This is a genomic window from Polaromonas sp. (assembly GCF_012927485.1).
Classification (GTDB): domain Bacteria; phylum Pseudomonadota; class Gammaproteobacteria; order Burkholderiales; family Burkholderiaceae_C; genus Polaromonas.
The window spans coordinates 1-25,356 of the sequence record NZ_JABBPC010000037.1; the positions used below are offsets into that span (position 1 = coordinate 1).

The 25,356-nt window shown below is 59.7% G+C and carries 22 protein-coding genes and 1 tRNA gene; 14 read left to right on the forward strand and 9 right to left on the reverse strand.

Features of this window, described 5'->3' with window-relative positions; genetic code table 11:
- Nucleotides 1-131: 131 nt before the first annotated feature.
- On the reverse strand, nucleotides 132-764 hold the full coding sequence (locus HHJ16_RS16535) for a hypothetical protein (protein ID WP_296902377.1): 633 nt from the start codon (nucleotides 762-764) through the stop codon (nucleotides 132-134).
- 601 nt (nucleotides 765-1,365) lie between these two features.
- Here HHJ16_RS16535 and HHJ16_RS16540 point away from each other — a divergent pair.
- Both HHJ16_RS16540 and HHJ16_RS16545 read left to right on the forward strand, forming a co-directional pair.
- Complete coding sequence (locus tag HHJ16_RS16540; RefSeq protein ID WP_296902378.1) at nucleotides 1,366-2,682, forward strand: acetate kinase; 1,317 nt, start codon at nucleotides 1,366-1,368, stop codon at nucleotides 2,680-2,682.
- 8 nt (nucleotides 2,683-2,690) lie between these two features.
- A complete protein-coding gene (locus tag HHJ16_RS16545; RefSeq protein ID WP_296902379.1) occupies nucleotides 2,691-4,034 on the forward strand; it encodes a sigma-54 dependent transcriptional regulator in 1,344 nt (447 codons plus the stop codon).
- A 95-nt stretch (nucleotides 4,035-4,129) separates the two neighbouring features.
- Here the strand turns inward: HHJ16_RS16545 and HHJ16_RS16550 are convergent.
- From HHJ16_RS16550 to HHJ16_RS16570, 5 genes are all read right to left on the reverse strand, one after another.
- Nucleotides 4,130-4,206: transfer RNA gene (locus HHJ16_RS16550), tRNA-Met, on the reverse strand.
- Between the two features lie 38 nt (nucleotides 4,207-4,244).
- Complete coding sequence (locus tag HHJ16_RS16555) at nucleotides 4,245-5,033, reverse strand: enoyl-CoA hydratase (RefSeq protein ID WP_296902380.1); 789 nt, start codon at nucleotides 5,031-5,033, stop codon at nucleotides 4,245-4,247.
- A gap of 33 nt (nucleotides 5,034-5,066) precedes the next feature.
- Nucleotides 5,067-6,893: a peptidase M61 gene (locus HHJ16_RS16560; RefSeq protein ID WP_296902382.1), complete on the reverse strand. Its 1,827-nt coding sequence runs from the start codon at nucleotides 6,891-6,893 to the stop codon at nucleotides 5,067-5,069.
- Nucleotides 6,894-7,053: 160 nt separating this feature from the next.
- Complete coding sequence (locus HHJ16_RS16565) at nucleotides 7,054-7,773, reverse strand: DsbC family protein (RefSeq protein WP_296902383.1); 720 nt, start codon at nucleotides 7,771-7,773, stop codon at nucleotides 7,054-7,056.
- 37 nt (nucleotides 7,774-7,810) lie between these two features.
- Nucleotides 7,811-8,932, reverse strand: a complete 1,122-nt coding sequence (locus tag HHJ16_RS16570) for an FAD-dependent monooxygenase (protein ID WP_296902385.1) — start codon at nucleotides 8,930-8,932, stop codon at nucleotides 7,811-7,813.
- A gap of 116 nt (nucleotides 8,933-9,048) precedes the next feature.
- Here HHJ16_RS16570 and HHJ16_RS16575 point away from each other — a divergent pair, with 116 nt between their 5' ends.
- From HHJ16_RS16575 to HHJ16_RS16610, 8 genes are all read left to right on the forward strand, one after another.
- Nucleotides 9,049-9,969 carry an MOSC N-terminal beta barrel domain-containing protein gene (locus HHJ16_RS16575; RefSeq protein ID WP_296902387.1) on the forward strand — a complete coding sequence of 307 codons (921 nt, stop codon included), beginning with the start codon at nucleotides 9,049-9,051 and terminating at the stop codon, nucleotides 9,967-9,969.
- Nucleotides 9,970-10,029: 60 nt separating this feature from the next.
- The gene (gene ychF / locus HHJ16_RS16580; protein ID WP_296902389.1) at nucleotides 10,030-11,121 is read left to right on the forward strand and encodes a redox-regulated ATPase YchF; all 1,092 of its coding nucleotides are present in this window, start codon (nucleotides 10,030-10,032) and stop codon (nucleotides 11,119-11,121) included.
- Nucleotides 11,122-11,265: 144 nt separating this feature from the next.
- Nucleotides 11,266-12,015, forward strand: a complete 750-nt coding sequence (locus tag HHJ16_RS16585) for an rRNA pseudouridine synthase (RefSeq protein ID WP_296902391.1) — start codon at nucleotides 11,266-11,268, stop codon at nucleotides 12,013-12,015.
- Nucleotides 12,016-12,204: 189 nt separating this feature from the next.
- Nucleotides 12,205-13,989 (forward strand): alpha/beta fold hydrolase, encoded by a 1,785-nt coding sequence (locus HHJ16_RS16590; RefSeq protein WP_296902393.1) that lies wholly within the window; start codon nucleotides 12,205-12,207, stop codon nucleotides 13,987-13,989.
- Nucleotides 13,979-14,380 carry a hypothetical protein gene (locus HHJ16_RS16595; protein ID WP_296902394.1) on the forward strand — a complete coding sequence of 134 codons (402 nt, stop codon included), beginning with the start codon at nucleotides 13,979-13,981 and terminating at the stop codon, nucleotides 14,378-14,380. The genes HHJ16_RS16590 and HHJ16_RS16595 overlap by 11 nt, the downstream gene beginning before the upstream one ends.
- Before the next feature lie 78 nt (nucleotides 14,381-14,458).
- A complete protein-coding gene (gene fabI / locus HHJ16_RS16600; RefSeq protein ID WP_296902396.1) occupies nucleotides 14,459-15,238 on the forward strand; it encodes an enoyl-ACP reductase FabI in 780 nt (259 codons plus the stop codon).
- A 46-nt stretch (nucleotides 15,239-15,284) separates the two neighbouring features.
- Nucleotides 15,285-16,718, forward strand: coding sequence for a bifunctional enoyl-CoA hydratase/phosphate acetyltransferase (locus HHJ16_RS16605; RefSeq protein WP_296902398.1), 1,434 nt, complete (start codon nucleotides 15,285-15,287; stop codon nucleotides 16,716-16,718).
- Between the two features lie 17 nt (nucleotides 16,719-16,735).
- Complete coding sequence (locus HHJ16_RS16610) at nucleotides 16,736-17,923, forward strand: acetate/propionate family kinase (RefSeq protein WP_296902400.1); 1,188 nt, start codon at nucleotides 16,736-16,738, stop codon at nucleotides 17,921-17,923.
- Between the two features lie 85 nt (nucleotides 17,924-18,008).
- Here the strand turns inward: HHJ16_RS16610 and HHJ16_RS16615 are convergent, their stop codons facing one another.
- From HHJ16_RS16615 to HHJ16_RS16625, 3 genes are all read right to left on the reverse strand, one after another.
- Nucleotides 18,009-18,491 (reverse strand): YqaA family protein, encoded by a 483-nt coding sequence (locus HHJ16_RS16615; RefSeq protein ID WP_296902402.1) that lies wholly within the window; start codon nucleotides 18,489-18,491, stop codon nucleotides 18,009-18,011.
- Nucleotides 18,492-18,858: 367 nt separating this feature from the next.
- A complete protein-coding gene (rocF, locus tag HHJ16_RS16620; RefSeq protein WP_296902404.1) occupies nucleotides 18,859-19,776 on the reverse strand; it encodes an arginase in 918 nt (305 codons plus the stop codon).
- Nucleotides 19,773-20,876, reverse strand: coding sequence for an ornithine cyclodeaminase (locus tag HHJ16_RS16625; protein WP_296902406.1), 1,104 nt, complete (start codon nucleotides 20,874-20,876; stop codon nucleotides 19,773-19,775). Before HHJ16_RS16625 ends, rocF begins: the two co-directional genes overlap by 4 nt.
- A gap of 180 nt (nucleotides 20,877-21,056) precedes the next feature.
- Between HHJ16_RS16625 and HHJ16_RS16630 the strand changes: the two genes are divergently transcribed.
- The 4 genes from HHJ16_RS16630 to HHJ16_RS16645 are packed head-to-tail and all read left to right on the forward strand — an operon-like array spanning nucleotide 21,057 to nucleotide 25,301.
- Nucleotides 21,057-21,479, forward strand: a complete 423-nt coding sequence (locus HHJ16_RS16630) for an Lrp/AsnC family transcriptional regulator (RefSeq protein ID WP_296902408.1) — start codon at nucleotides 21,057-21,059, stop codon at nucleotides 21,477-21,479.
- 50 nt (nucleotides 21,480-21,529) lie between these two features.
- Nucleotides 21,530-22,645: a DNA polymerase III subunit delta gene (holA, locus tag HHJ16_RS16635; protein ID WP_296902410.1), complete on the forward strand. Its 1,116-nt coding sequence runs from the start codon at nucleotides 21,530-21,532 to the stop codon at nucleotides 22,643-22,645.
- Between the two features lie 4 nt (nucleotides 22,646-22,649).
- Nucleotides 22,650-24,578 carry a type IV pili methyl-accepting chemotaxis transducer N-terminal domain-containing protein gene (locus HHJ16_RS16640; protein ID WP_296902411.1) on the forward strand — a complete coding sequence of 643 codons (1,929 nt, stop codon included), beginning with the start codon at nucleotides 22,650-22,652 and terminating at the stop codon, nucleotides 24,576-24,578.
- Between the two features lie 12 nt (nucleotides 24,579-24,590).
- Complete coding sequence (locus HHJ16_RS16645) at nucleotides 24,591-25,301, forward strand: response regulator (RefSeq protein ID WP_296902413.1); 711 nt, start codon at nucleotides 24,591-24,593, stop codon at nucleotides 25,299-25,301.
- Nucleotides 25,302-25,356: the final 55 nt, after the last annotated feature.

Consider the following 25,356-nt stretch of genomic DNA (forward strand, 5'->3'; position numbering starts at 1 on the left):
CCCCACCGTTCCCGCCAGCGGCCATACCGCAGGACCCAGCACCGCCCGCGATACCGGCGTTGCCTCCGATTGCTGACGCACCCGCACCGCTACCGCCGTCACCCCCGGCTGTGGCCGCACCGCTACCGCCGTTACCACCGGCGGTGGCGGGCGCCGCTGCCACCGCCATTGGCGCCGTTGGCTGTCGCCGAGCCGCCGCTATTGGTTCCACTGGCAGCACCGCCTGTGCCGCTGCCGCCCGCCGCCCCAGATGCGCTGCCATTGGTGGCACTGCCGTGAGTGATGGCTCCGTTGGAAGCGCTACCGCCTGCTGCACCCACCGCACCGACGCCGCCAGCGCCCGTGCCGCCGGTACCCGTGCCGCTGCTCTGGCCGCTTGAGCCGCTGCCGCCGGTTCCACCGTTGCCGGTGCCACCTGCCGCAGAGCCCGTGTTGTAGGCGGTGTTGCCGAGGCCACTTACCGAGTTGCCGGATACAACGCCACTCAAGCTGCTGCTGGCCGTGGCGGTAGTTTGGTTAAAGGCGTTGGTAAAGGTGCCGGTGGAACCATTGTTGAGTGCAGCCGACCGTTCAGCGCTTGCAAGCGCCTGGCCGGAATTCTTGTTGGAGCTGCTGTCTGACTGGTTTGTGTTGGTGCTTGTGGTTGAGTTGGAACTTGAACTGGTGTTGTTGCCGATCGTAGAGCTCTGGTCATTAGTCGCAAACGCCGCGCCGCTGAAGCCGAATGCGACTGCAATGGCCGAAGCTAGAAGTGTCTTCTTCATGGAACCTCCAAAAGATGATTAAAGTTGTCTAAAAAATCGCCGTGGTTGAATTGCTTACTTGCAAATCCTCGGTAGCTGAGCAACTTCGATGCCAACTACTTTTTGGCATCGGTACGCCCTTGAATCTGTTGGAGATAACTGGGATTACGGCCGTGGTGCAGGGGATCGCAATTGGCCATCAAATGTCTGTCAAGGGCAATCTGTCACAGTTGTTTGACGGTGCGGCTTCTTCCTTGAGGTGCCTGCGGCTTGCTGAGTTCCGCCGGCTGGAGACCTCGGCAATGGCGTAAGGGGCACCCGGGTGCAATGGCGATGCGTCTGAGTAACTGTCTCAAGTCTGAGACGATGTCGCCAACGGCGATATCCTGGATGCCTGCCTCCTCCCTCAAAATGGCTGGCGGGGCTCCTCTCCGCCACGGGTTTTTGGGCCACTTCGGCACCTCGCTTCTGGGTGCATCAGCCATGTGACATCACGGCTGACTTGGTAAATAAAATTACCTTCTCTTGCAATTTGTTTCTTGCAGTCCATTGCGACCATCGCCTACGCTACTCCCAAGTAAAAAAGGGTCCACGCCGTGAGACCGTTTAAGGGGAGAGGTTGATGAATAGTTCATGCTATGAGGGGTCATTGGCTGTCCTTGCCTGCTCGGCGTTAGCCATGACGGCATCGGCGTCTTGCGCACAGGGCGTCCCGATGGCGAATACCGATACCGGCGTTCGCATGGAGCAACTGCAGCAGCAGCTGACCGAGCAAAGTCAACAGATCGATACGCTCAAGCGAGCAGTGGCGGACCAGGCGGCGCGTCATCGTGAATTGTTGCTCTCTCTGGGACAGGCGCCGCGCTCCGTCGCCAAGCGGCCCGAGGATGGGGTGCCCTCCGGGGAGTCTCCGCTTGCAGACAACGCGACGGATGACAGTCAGCGCACTGTGCGCGTGGGTGCGGCGCCGGTTCAAGAGCCCCCACCACCGGCGGTTGCGCAGTTATTCGATCAGCCGGGCATTCTCACTCCCAAGGGCAAATATGTGTTGGAGCCTTCGGTCCAATACAGCTATTCGTCGAGTAACCGCGTGGCGCTGGTGGGGTATACCGTCATTCCGGCCCTGCTGATCGGTTTGATAGACGTGCGGGAGGTCAAGCGCAGCACGGTTACCGGGGCATTGACGGCCCGCTATGGCTTGACCAATCGCTTTGAAGTAGAGGCGAGAGTGCCCTATGTGTATCGGTCTGATTCGACCATCAGCCGCGAGGTATTCACGGGATCCGCCGCTGACAGGGTGTTCAACACCAGCGGCAAGGCCCTTGGCGATGTTGAACTCGCGGCGCGTTATCAGCTCAACGAGGGCGGCAACAACCTGCCCTATTTCATTGGGTCGTTGCGCTTTAAAACACGCACTGGCACGGACCCGTTTGAGGTGGTCACTGATTGCGTCACGCGCTGCGTGGGCAACACCACGGGAACCGGCCTGCCGCTCAATTTACCGACCGGCTCGGGCTTTTACTCACTGCAGCCCGGCCTGACGTGGCTTTTTCCGTCCGATCCCGCGGTGTTCTTTGGCGGCGTCAGCTACACCTATAACTTTAAGCGTAGCAATGTCAGCCGGCTAGTGCTCAACGGCGAGCGCGAGTCCATTGGTGAGTTGGCACCCGGCGGGATCTTCGGGATTAATTTCGGCATGGGGCTGGCGCTTAACGATAAATCCTCGCTCAGCGTGGGCTTTGACTTGAACTCGGTCGGACGCACGCGGCAGAACGGTGAGCCGGTGGCGGGCTCGGTGCGTACCCAACTGGCCAGCGTGCTGTTGGGCTATTCATACCGATACAGCGACAAGACCGCTTTCAGCGTCACGATCGGTGCCGGGCTGACGCGGGATACACCGGACCTGACCGTCAACCTCCGCATCCCGATGTCTTTTTAAGGCGATTCATGGTGTTGCGAAAAATTCTTTGTGTGAGTCTGGGGGAGCACTCTTCAGAGATGGCCGACTATTTACGGACTGGCGACTGGGACGTGCTGCCGGTTGCCGACCTGGCTGCCGTGCGACGCGTCCAGGTGCACCAGCAGGTACAGGTTGGCGCATTGCTGCTCAAGGACTTTTCGCCCGAGAAAATGGGCTGGGTTGAGGCGTGCCTGCGGCAGTCGCGCGGGATCGAGTGGGTGGGTGTGTTTCGCATCGAGGCCCTCAATTCGCCGATCCTGCGCGAGCTGGTTCTGAGCTACTTTTTCGACTACCACACGCTACCGGTCGATTGGCGGGTGCTGGATCTGACACTGGGCCACGCCTTTCGCCGCGCCCAATTACGGGGCCGCGACGTGAAGGAGGCTGGCGCCGCGGGGAGCATGGACATGGTCGGGCACAGTCTGCAGATTGTGCGGTTGCAGCAACAGATCCGAAAGGTAGCGGTCACCGATGCGCCGGTGCTCATCGGCGGAGAAAGTGGCAGTGGCAAGGAACTCGCCGCGCGTGCCATTCACCAATATTCCCGGCGCGCTGCTGGCCCGTTCGTCGCCGTTAATTGCGGCGCCATTGCGCCGTCGCTTATTCATTCGGAACTGTTTGGGCATGAACGCGGCTCCTTCTCCGGCGCGACGGCAGGCAAGCTTGGATTGATCGAAGCGGCCAGCGGTGGGACCATCTTCCTGGACGAGATCGCCGAACTTCCACTTGAACTGCAGACCAACCTGTTGCGTTTCCTGCAGGAACGCACTATTCATCGTGTAGGTTCCACGCGCAGCCTGCAAATCGATGTTCGGGTGGTTGCGGCCTCGCACGTGGATCTGGCGGAGGCGGTGGCGGCGGGTCGGTTTCGCGAAGATCTGTTTTATCGCCTCAATGTGCTGGCCCTTGTGGTGCCGTCCCTGCGGGAACGCCTGTCCGATGTGCCCGTGATAGCGCAGCATTTTCTTCAGTCCTGCATGGCCGACAAGCACCGGCTGCGAGTGGAGGGCTTCAGTCGGGAGGCGATGGCGGCCATGATGTCTCACCGCTGGCCGGGCAATGTGCGCGAGTTGTACAACCGGGTGCAACGCGCCGTGGTCATGAGCGACGAGCGCTTGATTACTCCGGCCGACCTGGGCCTGTCCGTGGCGTGCAACCCTCTCGGCATCGGACTGGATGCGGTGCGCACGCTGGCAGAACGCGATGCGATTTCGCTAGCCCTCGGACGGGTTGGCCACAACGTCACCCACGCGGCGCGAGAACTCGGCGTTTCCCGTATGACAATGTACCGACTGATGGACAAACACGGTCTCGCGCTGGGTGCCGGGTGAGGGGCGATGCGCCCATTTAGACGCCCGCCCGAGCCTCTTGGCCACAATAGCAAAAAACCCGCAGAGCAAGCGCTCGTGCGGGTTTTTGCAATGTTTGGTGGTGATAGGTGGACTTGAACCACCGACATCAGCATTATGAATGCTGCGCTCTAACCAACTGAGCTATATCACCTTGCGACCGGTATTATAGCGATTTGACGGCCGTCTTTGTCAGCGGTGGGCGAATGTGGGCTTGCGCTTGTTTAGGAAGGCATCCATGCCTTCTTTTTGATCGCTGGTGGCGAATAGCGAATGAAACAAACGTCGTTCGAACATCACGCCATCGCTGAGCCCGCTCTCGAACGCCCGGTTAACGGCTTCCTTGGCAGCCATCACGCTGGGCTGCCCGAAGCTGCAAATAGTCAAGGCCGCGCCCATTGCTTCGTCCATCAATTTGTCGAGCGCCACCACTCGACTCACCAGACCCGCGCGTTCCGCTTCTACGGCATCCATCATTCGGCCCGTCAGGGCCATTTCCATGGCCTTGGCTTTGCCGACAGCGCGCGGCAGGCGTTGCGTCCCGCCGGCGCCGGGAATGATGCCGATCTTGATTTCGGGTTGACCGAATTTTGCGTTGTCCGCGGCAATGATGAAGTCGCACATCATCGCCAACTCGCAGCCGCCGCCCAGTGCAAAACCACTGACGGCTGCAATCACGGGTTTCCGAATGCCGCGAATTTGTTCCCAGTTGCGGGTGATGAAGTCGTTGCCGTAGACATCGGCAAAGTCGAGCTTTGCCATGGCGGCAATGTCGGCCCCCGCTGCAAATGCTTTTTCGCTGCCGGTAAGAATGATGCAGCCCACGCTGTCGTCGGCGTCAAAGCCTTTTAGCGCGCTGCCCAGTTCATCCATCAGCTGGTCATTCAGCGCATTCAGCTGCTTGGGCCGGTTTAAGGTCACGATGCCCACTTGGCGCGAATCCGGGCCTTCGGTGCGGGTCAAAATCATTTCGTAGTTCATGGGGACTCTTTTCTTTTGTAGTGAGGGATGAATTCAGTCTTTGGGCGACAGCCACTCGTTCACCAGGGCGGCATCTTGCACCGCCAGGCGCCACGTCGTAAGGGCGGGCGGCAGCGTCAACTCGAGCCGCAGCAGGCGTTTGTCGCGCGACACCAAAGCAATCACTTTTTTGGCTGACCCTGCGTACAGCAAGAGGTCGTCGAGACGGCTCATGCGCCAGCCAGCCACTTGGCCCGCTTGAGGGGTGGCCTTTGTTGGCGCGCGCCCGGCAGGCTCAAGTCCCAGCCATTCATCGCCGGCCGAAAAGCCTGCGCGCTCGGCAAGACCGCCGCGAAGTACGGTTTGCACCTGCACGCCCTGGCTTTCGCTGACGCGCAGGCCCAGCCGTTGAGCCATCTGCGCGGGATCTTCAAACACGGCGACTCCCTGCGCCTGCAACAGCGCCTTGAGCGGAAGCTCGTCCAGGCCATGCACCCAGCGCGCCAGTTCAGGCGCAAACGAGCGGCCGCCGAGTGACTTGATCGCTTCTGCAAAGTCAGCTTCGCGCATGGGACCGGCCTTGCAGCTCAGCCAGAGTGCGCGCATTACATCGTCCAGCGTCTTGCCATGAGCAGCACGGCCCTCCTTGCGCAGCGTCAGGTCAAAGCACAAGGCCACCAACGCGCCCTTGGCGTAATAGTTCACCGTCGCATTGGGCGTGTTTTCATCCGGGCGGTAATATTTCACCCAGGCGTCGAAGCTGGCCTGCGCTACTGATTGGACCAGCCGTCCCGGCGTTTGCATAACCTGATTGATGGTTTTGTTAAGCAGTCGCAAATAAGCCGCGTTGTCCAGCAAGCCGGCGCGGCGCAGCAGCAGGTCGTCGTAATAACTCGTGAACCCTTCAAAAAACCACAACAGTTCGGTGTAATTCTCGCGCCCATACTGGTAGCTTTGAAATTCTGAAGGGCGCAGCCGCTTGACGTTCCAGGTGTGGAAATATTCATGACCGATCAAACCCCGCAGCGTGGTGTAGCCCTCGGTTGCTTTGGATTCGCCCACACGCGGCAGGTCCTTGCGCGTGCAGATCAGTGCCGTCGAGTTGCGGTGCTCCAGCCCCCCATAACTTTCGTCCACGGCATTGAGCATGAATAAATAATTTTTAAAGAGGGGTTTTTTGTTCCCATGCCAGAACCTGATTTCGGTTTCGCAAATAGTCTGGGCATCGGCCAGCAGCCGAGCACCGTCGAATGTGGAGGCTGCACCAGCTACAACAAAGCGGTGAGGTACCCCCCGAGTGGTAAAGGTGCCGCTCCAGAATGGACCCATCTCTACCGGGCAATCAACGAGTTCGTCATAACTGGCGGCCCTGTAAGTACCGAATCCCTGCTTGTTGATTTTCTGAGCAGTCAATCCGGTGGCCACCGACCATGCGCTCAGTCCGCTGGCGGCTTTGGGCACCGGAAGTTCAAGCACATGCGGCGACGACTCCTGGCCTTCCACCTTGAGGCATAAGCTGGTGCCGTTGAAAAAGCCGCGGTGGGCATTCAGCCATGCGGTGCGCACGGAGTTGTCGTGGGCATAGACGTCGTAGCTCAACACCAGCGGTTTGGCGGGCGAACACTGGATTTGCCAGCTGCATTTATCGAGCTGCACCAAAGGAACGGTTGTGCGGGCGCCTTGGTGGGCTTGCAAGCCTTGCAGGTTTTTTGAAAATTCACGGACCAGGTAGCTGCCCGGTATCCACACTGGTAGCGAGACCCGCTGAAGCGCCGACGGTTGCTCAATGGTCAGGGTGACGCGAAACAAATGGGCATTCAGCCCGCCGATTTCCACGCGACAGTGAATAAGGGCGTTGGTGTTTTGTTGGGAGACAGGCATGTTGGATCAAGAATACTCCAGGTTCGCCGCAGCTGCCCCCGAAGCCGGGCAGTCTGGTGGCCGCGAAAGGCCGGGGTAAGGCTGTAAAAAAGGAGCAAAGAGTATCCGCGCAGTCGGGGCTAGGCGGCTAATGAAAGAGTAACCTGCCAGCCACGCGGTGCTACGGCGCTTTGGCGCTCGTCAGCAGCTTCTCCACCTGTTGGGCGCTAATGGCGCCTGGCACGCGTGAACCGTCGACGAAAAAAACCGTCGGTGTGCCAGAGATTTTGTGTTTCTTGCTGAAGTCCAGGTTGCGCTCCAGCGCCGCCGTGTCGCAGCTGGCCTTGGCGGCCGTCTGGTCGCGAATCATCCAGTCGAGCCAAGCCTTGCCCTGGTCTTTGGCGCACCAGATATTTTTGGCCTTGTCAACGGAGTCGGGGCTCAGGATGGGAATAAGAAACGTGTGAATGGTCACGTCATTGACTTTTTCCAGGTCATGTTCGAAGCGCTTGCAATAAGTGCAGTTGGGATCTTCAAAGACGGCCAACTTGCGTTTGCCATTGCCGTGAACCACGGTGAACGCATCTTTAAATGGCAGGGCGTTAAAGTCGATTGCATTGAGTTTTTCAACCCGTTCTTCGGTCAGGTTGCGTTTGGCCCGGGTGTCGATCAGGTTGCCTTGCAATAGAAAGTTGCCTTTGGCATCGGTGTAAAAAATATCGTTGTCGTTGACGCGAATTTCATACAGACCGTTCATCGGTGTTTTGCTAACCTCATTGATTTTGGAAAAGCTAGGCAGCCTTTCCGCCAGGTTCTTGCGTATCACCGCTTCTTGCGCAAACGCGGAACTCAAGCTGCACGCCAGCATGCCGAGCACTGCGATCAATTTCACTAATTTCATTTTTATTCCTGGTTTTTCAAAAATTCGGTCCAACAATTCATCGCCCTGCAGCCTGCCGCGCCACCCAGCGCTTGAGAAGAGCACTGCTTGCAAACCCTTTCATGCCCCAGTTGCGCAACGCTGGCCATGGGCCATTGGTCAGTGCAAAGAGGCCATGCAATCCGTCGGTCACCGCGCTCATGGTCGTCACGTCAACCTTACGCGATCTTTCGTAGCGACGCAGCAGCTTTTCATCGCCTAGTCCACGCCAGTATTCACGCTGCGCGATCACCTTTGCGAGCGAGGCCGCATCGGCCAGACCCAGATTCAAGCCCTGCCCGGAGAGCGGGTGCACGGTGTGCGCCGCATCCCCGGCCAGTGCCCAACCCGGCCCTACCCAATGATCGGCATTGCTCAGTGCAAGAGGCCAGCAAACGCGCTCAGTGGTCAAACGCATGGCGCCCACTTGCGCGCTGACTTCCTCGCCATAAACCGCTTGCAAGGCGGCGCAAAATTCTTCTGGGGCCATCTTCTGGAGCGCGTCGGCCCGTTCCACGGAGACCGACCAGACCAGCGCCACAGCGTTCCCGGCGACTCCGGACAAAGGCAAAAGTGCCAGTATCTCGCCGTTGGAGAACCATTGGCGGGCGATACCCCGGTGGGGTAGGTCGGATTCAAGCCGCGCGGCGATGGCTTTTTGGAAGTAGGGTTTGACGGTCCAGTGCGCGCCAAATTCATCGCGACTGCTGCTTTTTTTGCCTTCGCAAATGACGTTAAGTGCGGCTTCGACCGGGGTCTCCACGATTTCAATCTGTGGTTGGTAACGAACTGCCTGGATCAATTGCTGCTCAAGCGCCGGCACATCCACAATCCAGGCCAACGCCGCTTGTTCCACGCTTTGCGCGGTGAAATCAAGCCTGCCGCCGTCGTCGCCCCAGACTTGCATTTCCAGCACCGGGGTAGAAAGAGGTTCGGCGGGCCAGACGCGCAAGGGTTCCAGCACCCCCCGGGAAGCGCTGTTCAGCGCATACGCCCGCACATCGGCAGTGCTCTGCCCGGCTTGGGGGTCGGAAGTTCGGCTGACCAGTGCCACGTGCAAGCGCTCGCGCGCCAGGAGCAACGCCAGCGTGCGGCCGACGACACCGTCGCCGCGAATACAAACGTCAAAGGATTTAGACATGCATCATTTTAGGAGGCAGTGCAGAATTGGTGTTTAAGCAGGCCTTTCGTGGTTGTTTGGCCAAGCCGCATAGCCATCCCTGCATTCACTACTGTGATCACAAGGACTTGAATCAAGTGAGCGATTCATTGAACGACACGTTGACGGGCGCCAGCCGGAATCCGCCCTGGGACCTTGCTGCGGTGATTTCGCAGTTGGTGATCTACCCGGTAAAGTCCTGTGCCGGGGTGCAACGACAACAGGCGCTCCTGACCAAAACGGGGCTGGAGTTTGACCGCACCTGGATGGTGGTAGACGCGCAAGGAGAGTTCCTTACACAGCGCACGCTACCACGCATGGCGCTTATCCAGCCCCAGCTAAAGCGCTATGAGATGGTGCTGAGTGCCCCTGGAATGCGTGCGTTGCACGTCGCGCTGGAGGGGGTTGAAAGCCGGGTGCGTGTGTCCCTTTGGAAAGACGAGTTTCTGGCGCACGACATGGGCCCGATTGCTGCACGATGGTTTACGGACTTTCTCGGCGTTGCCGCGCGCCTGGTGCGTTTTGACCCGGAACATAAACGAATCAGTAGTCTGCAATGGACTGGCGGCATTCAGGCGCTCAACCAGTTCAACGATGGCTACTCCGTGCTGGTTATCGGCCAAGCCTCGCTCGACCACCTCAATGAAAGGCTGGCCGTTGAAGGCGCTGCGCCGGTGGTTATGGCGCGTTTTCGGCCCAACATCGTGCTTGGCCCTGCGGCTACAGGCTACAAACTGGCGCCGCACGATGAAGACTGGCTTGAGCTGTTGCAAATATCCACGGGGCAGGGCGTGGCGCAGCTGAAACCGGTCAAGCCCTGCTCGCGCTGTCCGATTCCCAATATTGACCCAGCGTCCGCTATCAGTAGTCCGGAAGTCGGCGACATGCTGCAACGCTACCGTCAGGATCCGCGCGTCGATGGGGCAGTCACTTTTGGCATGAATGCGATCGTGCTTCGCGGTATGGATTACATGCTGAAGGTCGGCCAAGACGTTGGTGCCAACTACCGATTTGAATAGCCTGCGGCCTTGTCCGCTGAGTATCGAATACACTTCTTACCCTGTTTTTGAAGGTTTCTCATGAGTTTGAAGTGCGGCATCGTTGGCTTGCCTAACGTCGGAAAATCCACCCTGTTTAATGCGCTGACCAAAGCGGGCATCGCGGCGGAAAACTATCCTTTTTGTACCATTGAGCCCAATGTCGGCATCGTGGAAGTCCCCGACGCGCGTCTGGATGCACTTTCAGCCATCGTCAACCCGCAAAAAGTTCAGCGTGCGATCGTCGAGTTCGTGGACATTGCCGGCCTGGTGGCGGGCGCCAGTACAGGCGAGGGTCTGGGCAACAAGTTTTTGGCCCACATCCGCGAAACCGATGCCATTGTCAATGTAGTGCGCTGCTTTGAAGATGACAATGTGATTCACGTCGCCGGGAAGGTGGACCCGCTATCCGACATTGAAGTGATCCAGACCGAGCTTTGTCTGGCTGACCTGGCGGCAGTCGAAAAAGCCTTGCACCGGGTGACCAAAACGGCCCGCTCGGGGGACAAGGAAGCGATCAAGCTTGTGGCAATTTTGGAGAAGTGCCAGGCCGCGCTGAATGAAGCCAAGCCAGTGCGTACGCTGAATTTCAGCAAGGAAGAGCAGCCGCTGCTGCAACAGTTTTTCCTGATCACCGCCAAGCCCGCCATGTTTGTTGGCAATGTGGCTGAAGACGGATTTGAGAACAATCCTTTTCTGGACAAGCTGCGCGATTACGCGGCCAGCCAGAATGCGCCCGTGGTGGCTATTTGCGCCAAGATAGAAGCCGAGATGGCCGACATGAGCGATGAAGACAAGGCCATGTTCCTGTCGGAAATCGGGCAGGAAGAGCCGGGCCTGAATCGACTCATTCGCGCTGCCTACAAACTGCTCGGACTGCAAACCTACTTCACGGCAGGGGTGAAGGAAGTGCGTGCCTGGACCATCCATGTAGGCGATACCGGTCCGCAAGCCGCAGGCGTTATCCACACGGATTTTGAGAAGGGCTACATTCGGGCCCAGACCATCGCCTTTCAGGATTTCATCGCCTTCAAGGGGGAGCAGGGTGCTAAAGACGCGGGAAAGATGCGCAGTGAAGGTAAGGAATACGTCGTCAAGGACGGCGATGTCATGAACTTCCTGTTTAGCGCCTAAGCGGGCTACGCAGCGCGAATCCTGGTGCGGGTATTTTTCAAGAAGATTGGCTTTCAGTCCGGCACGTGTGGGTGCTGACAGCGCTTAATTCAATAGCCGCCAGGGCTTTCCATTTCACCCGGACTCACCAGGACCACTGCTGCCATGACCGAACCGGTACGACTCGCCAAACGCCTCGCCGAGATGCAAGCCTGCTCTCGCCGAGAGGCTGAACAGTACATCGAATGCGGCTGGGTCACTGTCGATGGGGTGGTCGTGGAAGAGCCGCAATTCCGGGTCCAGAATCAAACGATTGCGCTGTCCGCGGATGCCAGCCTGCTGGCGCTGACGCCCGTGACCCTGTTGCTGCACAAGCCGGCGGCCTGCGAAGCGGGTCTGGGCGGTGCCGTGGGAGGCAACGCTCTTTCGGCCGCTCAATTGTTGTCTCCGGCGACACAGTCACCCGACGATCGCTCAGGCATTCGGCCTCTGAAAAAGCATTTTTCCGCCTGCGAACTCGCGACCCCTTTGGCTTTTGCGGCCAGCGGCTTGGTGGTGTTTACGCAAGACTGGCGCGTGTTGCGCAAGCTACGGGAAGATGCCCGGGTGCTGGAGCATGAGGTACTTGTCGAGGTCACGGGCGAGATTGCACCCGGTGGCCTGGAGCGTCTCAACCGCATCGACCACGGCTTTACTTTTAAAGGCGCGTTGTTGCCTTCGGCCAAGGTGAGCTGGCAGAGTGAGGCGCGGCTGCGCTTTGCTTTGAAAGGCGAAATGCCGGGGCAGATCGCATACATGTGCGAAAGCGTGGGGCTGAAGGTGCAGGCCATGAAGCGTCTTCGTGTGGGTCGTATCCCTCTGAAACCGCTGCAACCAGGCCAATGGCGTTATTTGCTGGCGCACGAACGATTCTGATCAGCCCGCTTGCCTTCCTCGGTTTTGCAGTCTTAGACGCGTTTACTTTCTTTCCTCGGAATTGACGTTATTGCCAGTTTGGCAATTAATTGTTAGTTTTGTATCAGTTTGCTATTAGTCGAGTACATTGGACGCTTGTCATCCAACCGACCAAACGTCAAGCTTATGGAAAAACTGAACTCACCGCTGATGACATCCTTACAGCAACACGAGGCAGCCAAATCGCTTGACGAAGCATTTCACTCGCAATTGGCCAAGATGAACTTGGGTACATCACCGATTTCTCTGGCCTTGGCTTATGCAGACTGGGCTCTCCATCTGGCCGCATCACCAGGCCGGCAGATGCTGCTGGCGCAGGGTGCGACGGCACTGTTGCAGCAAACCCTGAAAAGCCCATGGCAACGTGTGCCCGCCGGCGATGCCAAGGCTACGCCCGTGAGCGAAACGGACCCCCGATTCAGCGATTCAAGCTGGAGCCAGTGGCCGTTCAATACTTTGAAGGAACGTTTTAAGGTCAGTGAGGTCTGGTGGAATGAAGCTACCCAGGTAGACGGCGTGTCCACGCATCACCACAACATCGTGGATTTTTTCACGCGCCAGTGGCTTGATGCCCTGTCGCCGTCCAACTGGATGGTCACTAATCCCGAGGTGCTTCAGAAAGGGCGTGAGTCGCAAGGCCAAAGCTGGCTTAAGGGCTACCAAAGCTATGCCGAAGATCTGGCGGGTTACCACGATAGCCACTCCCCCATCGACTCCGGCGCCCTTAGGCCGCTGGCGTACGAGGTCGGCAAGGAGGTGGCCGTGACCCCGGGAAAGGTCGTATTCCGCAACCACCTGATCGAACTGATCCAGTACACGCCAACCACGGCAAAAGTCTACCCCGAGCCCTTGCTGATCGTGCCGTCGTGCATCATGAAGTACTACATTCTGGACTTGTCGCCACACAACTCCATGGTGCGCTATCTCGTGAGTCAGGGGCACACGGTATTCATGATTTCCTGGCGCAATCCGGATGCTACCGACCGTGCCCTCAGCATGCAAGACTATTTGCACATGGGCGTGATGCAGGCTATGGCCGCAGTGAAATTGCGAACCGGTGCGCCGCGGATTCATTCCATCGGTTACTGCCTGGGCGGCACCCTGCTGGCAATCGTGGTGGCTGCGCTGGGCCGAACCGATCCGAAGGTTGGGCCTGAGAACGCAGTCGGTCCGGAAGACTTGCCCGAACTGGCTACCGTGACGCTGCTGGCGGCGCAGACCGATTTCAGCGAACCGGGTGAACTGGGCGTCTTCATTGACGACGACCAGCTTCAGACGCTGCGCGAGGAAATGGCTCGCACGGGCTACTTTTCCGGGCGGCAGATGGCCGCATCGTTTCAGTTTCTCCATTCGCGTGACCTGATCTGGTCGCGAAACACCCGCCGTTACCTACTGGGTCAGGACGAGGTGGGGAATGACCTGATGAGCTGGAATGCCGACGTCACACGCTTGCCGGAACAAATGCACGCGCAATCCCTGTCGTCGCTGTTTCTCAATAATGCGCTGGCCTCTGGCCACTTCCGCGTCGATGGCGTTGGCGCTGTGGCGCTGATGGACATCAAAGCGCCAATGCTGGTGGTTGGCACTGTGCGCGACCATGTCTCGCCTTGGCAATCGGTCTACAAGCTCCATTTGCTGACCGACACCCACATGACCTTCGTTTTGGCTGCGGGGGGTCACAACGCGGGCATAGTGTCTGAACCCGGACACCCCCACCGCAGCTACCAAATGGACAGCGTGGAGAAAGACCATGGCTGGACCCCGCCCGACGAATGGGTGGCCAAGGCGAAGTTGCACGAGGGATCGTGGTGGGAAGCAATGCACACCTGGCTGCACGATCGGTCGGGCGCAAAGGTGTCGCCCCCTGTCATCAAACGAGCCAGTGTGGTGGGCGAGGCTCCCGGCGAGTATGTGATGGTGCGCTATGCCGACTGATGCGACGCCCGAGGCGAGTCCCCAAACCCGGCGTTTGTACCGAATGGAGTCGTCGATTGAAGAGCTTAACGCGCGCATTGCTCGTTTGGCGATCGCGTTAGGCGTGTCGCTGAAGAATGAAAACGAGCTAGCCCGCGTGATGAGTCCGCTGCAGAATCAGGCCGCGCCGCAGGAGTTCCAAAGTACGCCGGACCGGCGCTTGGCCTGCAAGTGGACCGAGCTGCGCGGCCTGCTGGTATTGCGCTATGGCGTTGAAAAGAGCTACGTGGATCAAGTCGGCGTCACGGTGACGCGCGAGCTGCTGGTCGAGGCCGAAGCGCAAATGGTGCGTGAGGGTTTTCAGCCTGGAGCAGACGGCATCGACCTGCGCCGTCTATTCGACCAACGCTGACACCTCCCCCGTCAAGCGGTTGGCCTGTAGCGACAGGCGCACCCGCCGACACCTGTTCCTATTCTTTGAGTTGATTCCATGACCCCCCCTCTCCTTCCCTTCAGCCTGGCTGGCAAAAAAGGCCTTATCTTGGGTCTGGCCAACGAGCACAGTATCGCTTGGGGTTGCGCCCAGATGGCGCAACAGCAGGGCGCCGAAGTGGTGGTTTCATGTCTGAACGAAAAAGCCCTGCCATTTGTCGCGCCACTGACCACGTCGGTCGGCATCGACCTGAAGCCCTGCGACGTCGAGCGGCCTGGGGAACTGCAGGCGCTGGTGGACCACGCCGTGGCGCGGCTAGGACGGCTGGATTTTGTCGTGCACTCGATCGCTTGGGCACCGCTGGAAGACCTGCACGGGCAGGTGATCAACAGCTCCAGTACCGGTTTTGCCCGGGCCATGGAAGTGTCCTGCCACTCGTTTGCCACGCTGGCCAAACTGTGCGCCCCGCACATGCCTGACGGTGGCAGCTTGCTGACCATGACCTATTTGGGCGCTGACGAAGCGGTGCCGCACTACGGTCTCATGGGGCCTGTGAAGGCGGCGCTGGAATCGCTGGTGCGCTACATGTCGCTGGAACTGGGGCCGCAGCGTATCCGCGTGCATGCGGTGTCGCCCGGGCCCATCATGACCCGCGCCGCGTCGGGCATTCCTTCGTTTGATGAGCTTTTGAACGGTGCCATCCGCAAGGCTCCGTTAGGCCGGCTGGTCACGCTGGAAGAAATTGCCCAGCTCTGCACCTTTTTGTGTACCGACGCCTCATCGGGAATGACCGGGCAGACCATCTATGTCGATGCTGGTTGCCACGCCATGGCCTGAGCTTTTCGCCCTTTCACACTACCTGCCGCCAAAGAAGAAGAATGCCATGAACATGACCTCGCCCCCTGAGTGGATTGAAAACATCACCTATGACGAAATTTCCCTGGGCCAAAGCGCCCGATTGCTTCGCACGCTGACCCTGGCCGACATCCAGGCCTTTGCCGCTGTCTCAGGAGACACCAATCCGGCCCATCTGAACCCTCAATATGCCAATGGGACGCTGTTCCATGGCGTCATTGCGCATGGCCTGTGGGGGGGCTCGCTGATCTCGGCGCTACTGGGCACGCAGTTTCCCGGGCCTGGCACCATTTATTTAGAGCAGGTGTTGCACTTCACCAAGCCGGTTCGCATTGGCGACACGCTGACTGTGACGGTAACCGTAATCCGCAAGGATGATTCCGCGAAGCAGGTCGAATTGGACTGTCAGGTAGTCAACCAAAAAGGCGAGCGGGTTCTCAACGGTACGGCGCGCGTTCTGGCACCGACGTTAAAGATACGCTTGCCAAAGATTAACGCCCCGCAAATTCAGTTGTTCGACCCCGAGGCGCGCTTCAAGGAACTCCTGTCCCTCGGCGACGGCATGCCAGCGGTACGGTGCGCCGTGGTCCACCCCTGCGATGTTGAATCGCTGAGTGGGGCCATGGACTCGGCACGTCACGGCTTGATCGTGCCGGTGCTCATCGGTCCAGAGGTCCGCCTTCGTCATCTGGCCGAAGAAGCGGGCATTGATCTGACCGGGATCGAAATCATTTCGGTGCCGCATAGTCACGCGTCAGCGGAGAAGGCTGCCGACCTGGCCGCCGCTGGCGAGGTGGAGCTGCTGATGAAAGGCAGCTTGCACACCGACGAGCTGATCCACGCGGTGCTGGCTCGACCGGCGCTGCACACCGGTCGACGGATGTCGCATGTTTTCCGCTTCGATGTGCCGCTTTACCCCAAGCCGCTGCTGATCACCGATGCTGCGCTGAACATTCACCCCAGCTTGCAGGAAAAGGTGGACATCATTCAAAACGCCATCGACTTCGCCCGCATCATGGGCATTGGCTGTCCTAAAGTGGCTATTTTGTCGGCGGTGGAAACGGTCAATCCCAACATCCCGTCCACGCTGGATGCCGCTGCGCTGTGCAAAATGGCCGATCGGGGCCAGATCACGGGCGGCGTACTGGATGGTCCGCTCGCATTTGACAATGCGGTGTCGGCCCATGCCGCGCAGATCAAGCATATTTCCTCAGCCGTGGCGGGGGATGCAGACATTTTGGTCGTGCCTGATTTGGAAAGTGGCAACATGCTGGCCAAACAGCTGGAATACCTGGCCGGGGCCACTGGTTCGGGCCTGGTGCTTGGCGCGCGGGTACCGATTGCACTGACCAGCCGTGCCGATGGTCCCATGAGCCGCGTAGCCTCGGCCCTGTTGGCCCAGCTGGCGGCCTACAACGCCCGCGGTGATGCCACGCACCAAGCCTGGAAGGCCAGCGTCTGAGGACGGAGCACACGGATATGGCCATTCTTGCCGTCAACGCGGGCTCGTCTACGCTCAAATTCTCCCTTCATCCGCTGAAAGCCAGCCAAGTGCAGCCCAGCTTGCTGGCCGGCAAGATCCAGGGGTTGGAGCCTGGGGGCATGCCCGAGATCGGTTGGTCCTGTCAAGGGAAGGCGCAGTGTCGCGCGCTGGATGTCACGGCTGACGACCCCTTCCACCAAGCTCTCCTGAGTCTGCGCGATCTGCTAACCACCGAGGCGGACGTGCCGCCGATTGAGGCGGTGGCCCACCGCGTAGTGCATGGCGGCCGGGCGTTTCGTGCCAGCGTCATCGTGACCGACGACATATTGTCCCAGTTGACTCGCCTGAATTCACTGGCACCGCTGCACCAGCCGCACAACCTGGAGGGCATTCGCGCCTTCCAGAAAGCCTTTCCACAGCTGCCGCAGGTGGCGTGTTTCGACACCGCCTTTCACGCCAGTTTGCCGGAGGTGGACTACGCTTTTGCGCTGCCGCCGGCGCTGGCGGAACAAGGTGTGCGGCGCTATGGTTTTCATGGTCTGTCGTACCAGTACATCATGAACACCCTGCAGCAGCGCACGCCGCAGGCTGACGGCCGGGTGCTGATGGCCCACTTGGGCAACGGCGCCAGCCTGTGCGCGGCCCGCGACGGACTCAGCCGTGCCACGACCATGGGCTTTTCCGCGCTGGACGGCTTGATGATGGGCACGCGCAGCGGTTCACTGGATGCGGGCGTGCTGCTCTACCTTATGGAGCAGGGCTGGGACCATGACCGACTGCAAACGCTGCTGTACCGGCAGAGCGGTTTGCTAGGGGTCTCTGGCATCTCGGCCGACATGCGCCGCCTGCGCGCCGACGGCAGCGAAAGGGCCCGTAAGGCGATTGACCAGTTCACCCACCGCGTGGTGCGTGAATCGGGGGCGCTGACGGCTTGCCTGGGGGGGCTGGACGTGTTGGCCTTCAGCGGCGGCATCGGCGAACATGACGCCGTGCTGCGCGCCCAAGTCTGCGCCGGTCTGGGCTATTTGGGGGTGCAACTGGGCGAATCGCTCAATCAGCAGGCTACCGGTGAAACCATTATGGCCATCCATGCCGTCACCAGTCCGGTGCAAGTGTGGGTTGTGCCCACCGACGAAGGCAGTGTGGCCGCGCGCGAAGCGGCTCAGCTCATCGCTCGGGGCTAAGACGGCGGTTCTGATTTTGGCGTAGAGCGCGTATCGCTATGGGCGACGTGGTTGAGCGATTTAGCAGCGCTTGGGTGCAGAAGGCTCAGATGCCTGGAATCCCGGAAAATGCCCAGATCAAACTGCCTGTCATTAAAAAATAGCGCGCAAACTTGCCGATAGCCATGTAGGCCAGGCACGGCCAGAAGGGAAACTTGAGCCAGCCCGCGACCGCGCACAGAGGGTCTCCTACCAACGGCAGCCAGGCCAAAAGGCAGGCTTTCGGTCCCAGCTTTTCTAACCACCGGATGGCCCGGCTGTGGTGCGACGAATGCGCGTAGTTGTTCACCACCTGATGCGCGCCGTAACCCATCCACCAGTCCACTGCACCGCCCAGGGTATTGCCCGCAGTCGCCACCAGAATCGTCGGCCAAAACAGGTCGGGGTTGAGTTTGACCAGCCCGAACACCACAGGTTCAGAGGCCAGCGGCAACAAGGTCGCGGAAATAAAGGACACCACAAATACCGTGCTCAGGCCGAATTGCGGCAATGCCAGCCAGTGTAAAAGCTGGTGAATCCAGGCTTCCATATGTCTCCGAGCTAAAGTGCCAAAGTATAGGCAGCACGGAAAGGGCCAGCCTTGTCCCATGAGGAATGAGCCTGAGCCTGTTCCTTGGCTACCCTGCAGACCTCCGCAAAGTGATCGACACGACCAACGCCATTGAGTCGGTCAAGCTCAGTTTGACGAAAATCAGCAGGCCTCGAGGCTCGTTTTCAGCCGGCGCTGCGGTGTCCAAAAGTTCTATCTCGCACTAGACAACAGCCGCCGGACATGGACCCTGCCAAGACGCGACGGGAAGGCTGCCGTGAATCGATCTACCGTTCAGTTCGACGAGCGCGCGCCGAGCGCCTAATTCAAGCGCCGTCTACACAAAATTCGGGACACCCTGGCCGAATCAACTGTTCCGCATCAGCGTGCTCTTTCCAAACAGGCTTTCGATGAGGTCAATCGCGAGCTCGGCGGTCCCGTTGCGCAGATCCAATGCGGGGTTGATCTCCATAATATCCAGTGACGCCAGCCGCCCGGTATCGGCAATCATTTCCATGCACAGCTGGGCTTCGCGGTAGGTTGGGCCGCCCTTGACGGTCGTGCCCACGCCTGGCGCGAGTGCGGCATCCAGAAAGTCGACGTCAAAACTCACATGCAGATGCGTGTTTTCGTCCATACCGGAGAGCGCTGTTTCCATGGCACGTCGCATGCCCACTTCATCGATATAGCGCATGTCAAATATTTCCAGTCCGGCTTGTCTGACAAAGCGCTTTTCACCCTCGTCCACGCTACGGATCCCGATCTGACGAAGGGATGATGGCGGCATGGCAGGAACCATGCCGCCGATGCCAGTCAGCGCGTCAGGTCCGTGACCACACAGCACAGCTACCGGCATGCCGTGAATATTGCCAGTGGGCGTCAGGGTGTTAGTGTTGAAATCGGTGTGGGCATCAAGCCATAACACGCGTAATTTTTTGTTCGCCTGGCGGCAGTGGCGGGCTACGGCGCTGATGGATCCAATGGCCAGGCAGTGGTCACCGCCGAGCAGAATCGGCAGCGCGTTCTCGGTCAACGCCAAATGCACAGCCTCATGAACCGACCGGTTCCACGTCACCACTTCGGCCAGGTGCCTATAGCCGTTGACGGGTTCCTGCCACGGGTTGGCGGGCCCACTGAGGTTGCCGTAATCCGTCACGATGAGGCCGTGCGATTCAAGCGCAGCCTGCAGCCCGGCAACCCGCAATGCTTCGGGTCCCATGCGAGCGCCACGAATTCCCGCTCCGATGTCGGTCGGGGCCCCGATGAGCCGGATCGGTAGCGTCATGTCAAAGCTAATTCGATTGAAGAGTTTTTAAGGATCCCGTCGAACCCCTGGGCTGCCGCCTCGGAAGCGCAAGTTCCAGTGAGCAACCCAAAGAGGTTTTTTGCGTCGTCCAGATGAGGGATCAAGTCGATGCTCTGCGATCGGTTTTGCTGCCGTTGGAGCGTGTATAAATAGCGCAGGGCCGAGTAATCTGCGAGCGCAAAACCGACCGAGTCAAAAATAGTTACTTCTGCTGGCGACAGGCGGCCGGGCGCCGCGCCGCGCAGCACGTCCGCAAACTCGGTTACCGGGAAGTCGATCGGCAGTTGCTGGATCTCGCCCTCGACGCGAGACTGAGGTTGGTACTCTACAACCACACGCGCATCCGCGCGTCGAAGAATGTCCACGTGCAATTCGGTCTTGCCGGGGCAGTCACCGCCGACGGCATTCAAGTGCATGCCAGGCGAAATCATCTCTGGCGTCAGGATGACGGCATTGCGCTTGTCGGCAGTCAGTGTGGTCACAATGTCCGCGCCTTCTACCGCGTCAGCGACCGAGCCGCACAGCTTTACTTGCAGATTTTTTTCGCCCAGCGCGTGAAGGTTGCGTGCTAATTTTTCAGTGGCCCGGCCGTCCACGTCATACAGCCTGAACTCGCGCACGCCCAACATGTGGTGAAACGCGATAGCCTGAAATTCGCTTTGCGCGCCATTGCCAATCAATGCCATAACCCGGCTGTCCGTGCGTGCCATCCAGCGTGCTGCGAGCGCCGACATAGCCGCCGTGCGCAGAGCGGTGGTAACAGTCAGTTCAGACAGTAACAGTGGATAGCCGGTCTGAACATCCGCCAGCACGCCGAAAGCCGTCACGGTCAGCAGGCCGCGCGCGGTGTTTTTTGGGTGCCCGTTGACATACTTGAACGAATACAAATGACCGTCGCTGGTCGGCATCAGTTCTATCACACCCTCTGGGGAATAAATGGCATGGCGCGGCGACTTGTCAAATTCGCCCCAACGCCGGTAATCAGTTTCGATCTCCGCCGCCAGTCCTTCCATGAAGGGCGCTGGCCCCAATTGGCCGAGGATGCGCTGAATCCCTTGAATGCCGATGTACTCAACCATGGTGGCTCTCCCGAAGCTTTTGACTCTTTACGCCGTAGGCATTGCCAGTACAGGCAATCCAGACCTTTCACCATTGTCAGAAGTCTTGGCGTTAAACAAAAGGCAACTATTTGTGCAATTAATTAACTTAATTGTGCAATTCGTCAGATGCGATTGCCATTTCCTCAATAAAATCGGTTGATGGACGACACAGACCGCCAACTTATCTCTCTGCTACGCGACAACGGACGCACTTCGGTCGCAGCGCTGGCCAAGGTTTTGCGGGTGTCTCGGGGAACCGTGCAAAACCGCGTCGACAAGCTGGAGGCCGACGGCACCATCGTGGGCTACACCGTCCGGTTGAGGCCACAGGCCGAAGTCCACCAAATTCGGGCCTTGATGACCGTGGCGGTGCAGGGCAATCGCATCGATCATGTGTTGAGTGCACTGCGTGGGGACCCGGCCGTCAGCGCGCTCCACACCACCAATGGTCGTTGGGACATCGTGGCCGAAATACGCGCCGACACCCTGGAGGCGTTTGACCGCGTTCTTGGGCGCATCCGCCTGCTGGAAGGCATTGCCCGCACCGAGACCAGTCTGCTGCTGTCGACCAGTAAGCTGTAGGGCCTGCCACGCAGCAACGCCGGGCATTCCCCAGCCAGTAAACTTGAGGTATGAACTTGGCCCCTGCCCAATTGTCCGAGCACCTCAAACGGGGACTCAAAAGCCTCTATACCCTGCAAGGTGACGAGCCTTTGCTGCTGCAGGAGTTTGCCGATGCGCTGCGCGCTGCCGCGAGACAACATGGGTACACAGAACGCACGGTACACACCGTGTCGGGAGCGCATTTTGACTGGAGCGAGGTGCTCGCTAGCGGCGGCTCGTTGAGCCTGTTCGCCGACAAACAAATCGTTGAAATCCGGATTCCGAGTGGCAAGCCGGGCAAAGACGGTTCGGTAGCGTTGCAGCAGCTGGCTGAACGCGCCCAAAGGGATGACGCCACACTCACCTTGATCACGTTGCCCAAACTGGACAGCATGACGACTAAGGGGGCCTGGTTCGGCGCGCTCGACAGCTTTGGGGTGACGGTCAGGTTCGAGCCCATTGATCGCCGCGTCCTGCCGCAATGGATTGCGCAGCGCCTGCAGCGGCAAGGCCAGCGCGTGGCAGCGGGCGAGGAGGGTCAACGCACGCTGCAGTTTTTTGCCGATCGGGTCGAGGGCAACCTACTGGCCGCGCACCAGGAAATCCAGAAGCTGGGGCTGTTGTATCCGGCGGGCGAGGAGGGCGACGGCCAAGATGTGCTGAGTTTTGACCAGGTTGAAAACGCGGTACTCAATGTGGCGCGTTACGATGTATTCAAGCTCTCCGAAGCCGTGCTTGGCGGTCAGCCGGTGCGCGTGGCGCGCATGCTCGACGGCCTGCAGTCCGAAGGCGAATCCGAAGTGTTGGTGCACTGGGCGCTGGCCGAAGACATTCGTAGTTTGAAGCGCGTGAAAGACGCTCTTCAAGCCGGTCGGCCCATGCCGATGGCGCTGCGCGAAAATCGCGTCTGGGGCGCTAAAGAAAAATTATTTGAACGCGTGCTGCCCAATATCGATGACACCGCATTGGCCAACCTGTTGTATGCGGCGCACAAGGTGGACGGTATTGTCAAAGGACTGAAGCAGCCAGACTGGCCGGACGATGGATGGCAGGCGCTGCATCGCCTCGCGGGGCTGGTGTGTGCGCAATGCGCGACGCCGCGGCCCTGGGTGTCGCGAGTCGCAGCAGGCGGCGCAAAAGGCTAGTGATATGCGGCAAACCGCCTCCCTGTCCAAAAAACTGATTCGCATCGGCGCCAGCCTGCTGGTGGTCGCGTTGGCGTCTATCGGGTTGACCTTATGGGTGACCTGGCAGCTTGAAGGTGGCGCTGCGGCCGTCAATGAAGCGGGGCGCATGCGCATGCAGACTTGGCGACTCGCTAGCGCGGTGCAGGCGGGCGTGGCGCGCGCGGATCTAGAAGCTCTCGTGGCGCGATTCGATGCGAGCCTGGCCGTGTTGAAAGCAGGTGATCCTTTACGGCCACTGTTCGTACCCTGGGACCAGCAAGTTCATGATCGGTTTGCCGTCGTTGAGTCGTTGTGGAAGGGGCAACGCCAGCAATGGTTGGCAGAACCGGAACCGACCCCCCAAGCCTCGTTGCGGGCGGCCGGCGATTTCGTTGACGCTATCGACCGCCTCGTGCTCGCGATCGAGCAGCATCTGTCCCGGCTGACAGCGATCCTCAACTTGTTTCAATTCGCGATGATGGCGCTGGCGATCGGCGGGGCAGTGGTGATGCTTTATACCGGCCATCTGTACGTGATCAGCCCCCTTGGGCGGCTTCGGCAGGGACTGCGGAAGGTGGAGTCCGGGGAATTCGCGACACGTATCGAGGTCGACACCGAGGACGAGTTCGGCCAGGTCGCGTCCGGCTTTAACCGCATGGCCGCGACGCTCCAGTCGCTTTACAAAGGGCTGGAATCGCAGGTTGAGGCCAAGACGCGGCGTATTGAGGCGCAACGGGCGCGGCTTGAAGCACTTTACGAAGTCAGCGCCTTTCTGGCCCACGCCAACAGTATCGACGAGCTCGCGCGCGGATTTGCCCGCCGGGTGCGCACGGTCATGAAGGCGGATGCCGCGGCAGTCCGGTGGTGTGACGAGGCAAACCAGCGCTATCTGATGCTCGCCTCAGACTGTTTTCCGCAAGACATGAAGGAGGAGGAGCGCAGCCTGCTGGCCGGCGCCTGCGCCTGCGGCAACCTGCAGCCGGATGCCCGAACGCGCGTGATCCCAATCCTGAGCCATGACGAGGAACCCGTGCGCGGTTGTGCCAAAGCGGGGTATGAAAGCGTGGTGAGCGTGCCGATTCGGCTGCAACACCGTCTGCTGGGCGAGTTCAACCTGTTCTTCCGAAGCCCCGTCGTGCTGAGCATCGAGGAGACCGAACTACTGGACGCGCTGGCCAGTCACCTGGCCAGTGCTCTGGAAGGGTTGCGTGCCGCTGCGCTGGAGCGAGAGGCCGCGGTCGCCGAGGAGAGGGCTCTGCTGGCGCGCGAACTGCACGACTCGATTGCGCAGTCGCTGGTTTTTCTCAAAATTCAGGTGCAGTTGCTGCGGACCGCCGTTCAGCGCGGTCAAGCAGCGCAGATGCAGACGGCGCTCGACGAACTGGATACAGGACTGCGCGAGAGTATCGGCGACGTGCGCGAGCTACTGGTCCATTTTCGCACCCGTACCAACACCGACGACATCAAGCAGGCGCTGCAAGAAACGCTGCAAAAGTTCCAGCATCAAACGGGTCTGCCGACGTATCTGAAGATCCAGGGCGATGGTCTGCCGCTGCTCCCCGACGTGCAGGTTCAGGTGTTGCATGTGGTGCAGGAGGCGCTGTCCAATGTGCGAAAGCATTCCCGGGCTACGCAGGTCGATCTTGATGTGTTCAAGGGGGCGCACTGGCGCTTCGTAGTGCATGACAATGGTGTCGGTTTCGACCTGCATAGCGGCCATGGGGAATCCCATGTAGGCATGAAAATCATGCGCGAACGCGCCGAACGAATTGGCGCCGAGGTCGCCATCCTCTCCGACCCAGGTCAGGGAACGACGGTGACTTTGACGCTGCCGCCGCACCCGGTCACAGGCGGCGGATTGGCGACGGGACTGAATTTGGCACTCCCGCTCCAGGTCGTGCATGGAATTTGAGGAAAAGACACCATGAAACAGATTCAGCTGCTGGTGGTTGACGACCATCCCCTGTTCCGTCGGGGACTGATTGCATTGCTGTCACTCGACGAGCGCTTCAACGTGGCCTTCGAGGCTGGCGATATCGGCGAAGCCCTGCGTTGTATAGAACGCGGCAAGCCGGACCTGATTCTTCTGGACAACCACATGCCTGGCGTTCGCGGCGTGGACGGCATCGCGACCCTTAAGGAAGCCGCCCCGGACACCCGCATTTTGATGCTGACCGTGAGTGAGGACGAGGATGATCTGGCTGCGGCACTGCAGGCCGGTGCGGACGGGTATCTGCTCAAAACGGTGGAACTGGATCACCTGTCCGAATTAATCGTCAAGGTACTCGCAGGGGAGTCCGTGGTCAGCCCGGAAATGATGACCAAGCTGGTCACGGCCTTCCGCGCGAAAGCCCCGCCCGCTCCTTCAGGCGGCACTGCCGCGATCGAAACCGCCAGCCCGCGGGTCGAGCGGGTAGCGTATTCTCGCGATGGTTCGGCCCTCGATTTGCTGTCTGCACGTGAGCGCGAAGTGGTTACCTTGATCGCGCACGGCGACAGCAACAAAGCGATTGCGCGCAAGCTCGACATCGCCGAAACCACGGTCAAGATTCACGTCCAGCATATTCTTCGCAAGCTGCAACTGACCTCACGGGTTCAGGCCGCTGTTTATGCAGCCAGCCGGGAACTGGGTTGACGCCTGGCCGTAGGGCGTAGTCGCAGACGGAAGTCGACCGCTGCACTCAGTCGCG

What these genes read in the sequence shown, in the direction of transcription:
- HHJ16_RS16535 (WP_296902377.1), bottom strand. Translation starts at nt 764, where the DNA reads ATGAAGAAGACACTTCTAGCTTCGGCCATTGCAGTCGCATTCGGCTTC.
- fabI (WP_296902396.1), top strand. Translation starts at nt 14,459, where the DNA reads ATGACCCCCCCTCTCCTTCCCTTCAGCCTGGCTGGCAAAAAAGGCCTT.
- HHJ16_RS16645 (WP_296902413.1), top strand. Translation starts at nt 24,591, where the DNA reads ATGAAACAGATTCAGCTGCTGGTGGTTGACGACCATCCCCTGTTCCGT.
- HHJ16_RS16555 (WP_296902380.1), bottom strand. Translation starts at nt 5,033, where the DNA reads ATGAACTACGAAATGATTTTGACCCGCACCGAAGGCCCGGATTCGCGC.
- HHJ16_RS16540 (WP_296902378.1), top strand. Translation starts at nt 1,366, where the DNA reads ATGAATAGTTCATGCTATGAGGGGTCATTGGCTGTCCTTGCCTGCTCG.
- HHJ16_RS16585 (WP_296902391.1), top strand. Translation starts at nt 11,266, where the DNA reads ATGACCGAACCGGTACGACTCGCCAAACGCCTCGCCGAGATGCAAGCC.
- HHJ16_RS16595 (WP_296902394.1), top strand. Translation starts at nt 13,979, where the DNA reads ATGCCGACTGATGCGACGCCCGAGGCGAGTCCCCAAACCCGGCGTTTG.
- rocF (WP_296902404.1), bottom strand. Translation starts at nt 19,776, where the DNA reads ATGACGCTACCGATCCGGCTCATCGGGGCCCCGACCGACATCGGAGCG.
- HHJ16_RS16590 (WP_296902393.1), top strand. Translation starts at nt 12,205, where the DNA reads ATGACATCCTTACAGCAACACGAGGCAGCCAAATCGCTTGACGAAGCA.
- HHJ16_RS16545 (WP_296902379.1), top strand. Translation starts at nt 2,691, where the DNA reads ATGGTGTTGCGAAAAATTCTTTGTGTGAGTCTGGGGGAGCACTCTTCA.
- HHJ16_RS16605 (WP_296902398.1), top strand. Translation starts at nt 15,285, where the DNA reads ATGAACATGACCTCGCCCCCTGAGTGGATTGAAAACATCACCTATGAC.
- HHJ16_RS16570 (WP_296902385.1), bottom strand. Translation starts at nt 8,932, where the DNA reads ATGTCTAAATCCTTTGACGTTTGTATTCGCGGCGACGGTGTCGTCGGC.
- HHJ16_RS16560 (WP_296902382.1), bottom strand. Translation starts at nt 6,893, where the DNA reads ATGCCTGTCTCCCAACAAAACACCAACGCCCTTATTCACTGTCGCGTG.
- ychF (WP_296902389.1), top strand. Translation starts at nt 10,030, where the DNA reads ATGAGTTTGAAGTGCGGCATCGTTGGCTTGCCTAACGTCGGAAAATCC.
- HHJ16_RS16640 (WP_296902411.1), top strand. Translation starts at nt 22,650, where the DNA reads ATGCGGCAAACCGCCTCCCTGTCCAAAAAACTGATTCGCATCGGCGCC.
- HHJ16_RS16565 (WP_296902383.1), bottom strand. Translation starts at nt 7,773, where the DNA reads ATGAAATTAGTGAAATTGATCGCAGTGCTCGGCATGCTGGCGTGCAGC.
- HHJ16_RS16610 (WP_296902400.1), top strand. Translation starts at nt 16,736, where the DNA reads ATGGCCATTCTTGCCGTCAACGCGGGCTCGTCTACGCTCAAATTCTCC.
- HHJ16_RS16615 (WP_296902402.1), bottom strand. Translation starts at nt 18,491, where the DNA reads ATGGAAGCCTGGATTCACCAGCTTTTACACTGGCTGGCATTGCCGCAA.
- holA (WP_296902410.1), top strand. Translation starts at nt 21,530, where the DNA reads ATGAACTTGGCCCCTGCCCAATTGTCCGAGCACCTCAAACGGGGACTC.
- HHJ16_RS16625 (WP_296902406.1), bottom strand. Translation starts at nt 20,876, where the DNA reads ATGGTTGAGTACATCGGCATTCAAGGGATTCAGCGCATCCTCGGCCAA.
- HHJ16_RS16630 (WP_296902408.1), top strand. Translation starts at nt 21,057, where the DNA reads ATGGACGACACAGACCGCCAACTTATCTCTCTGCTACGCGACAACGGA.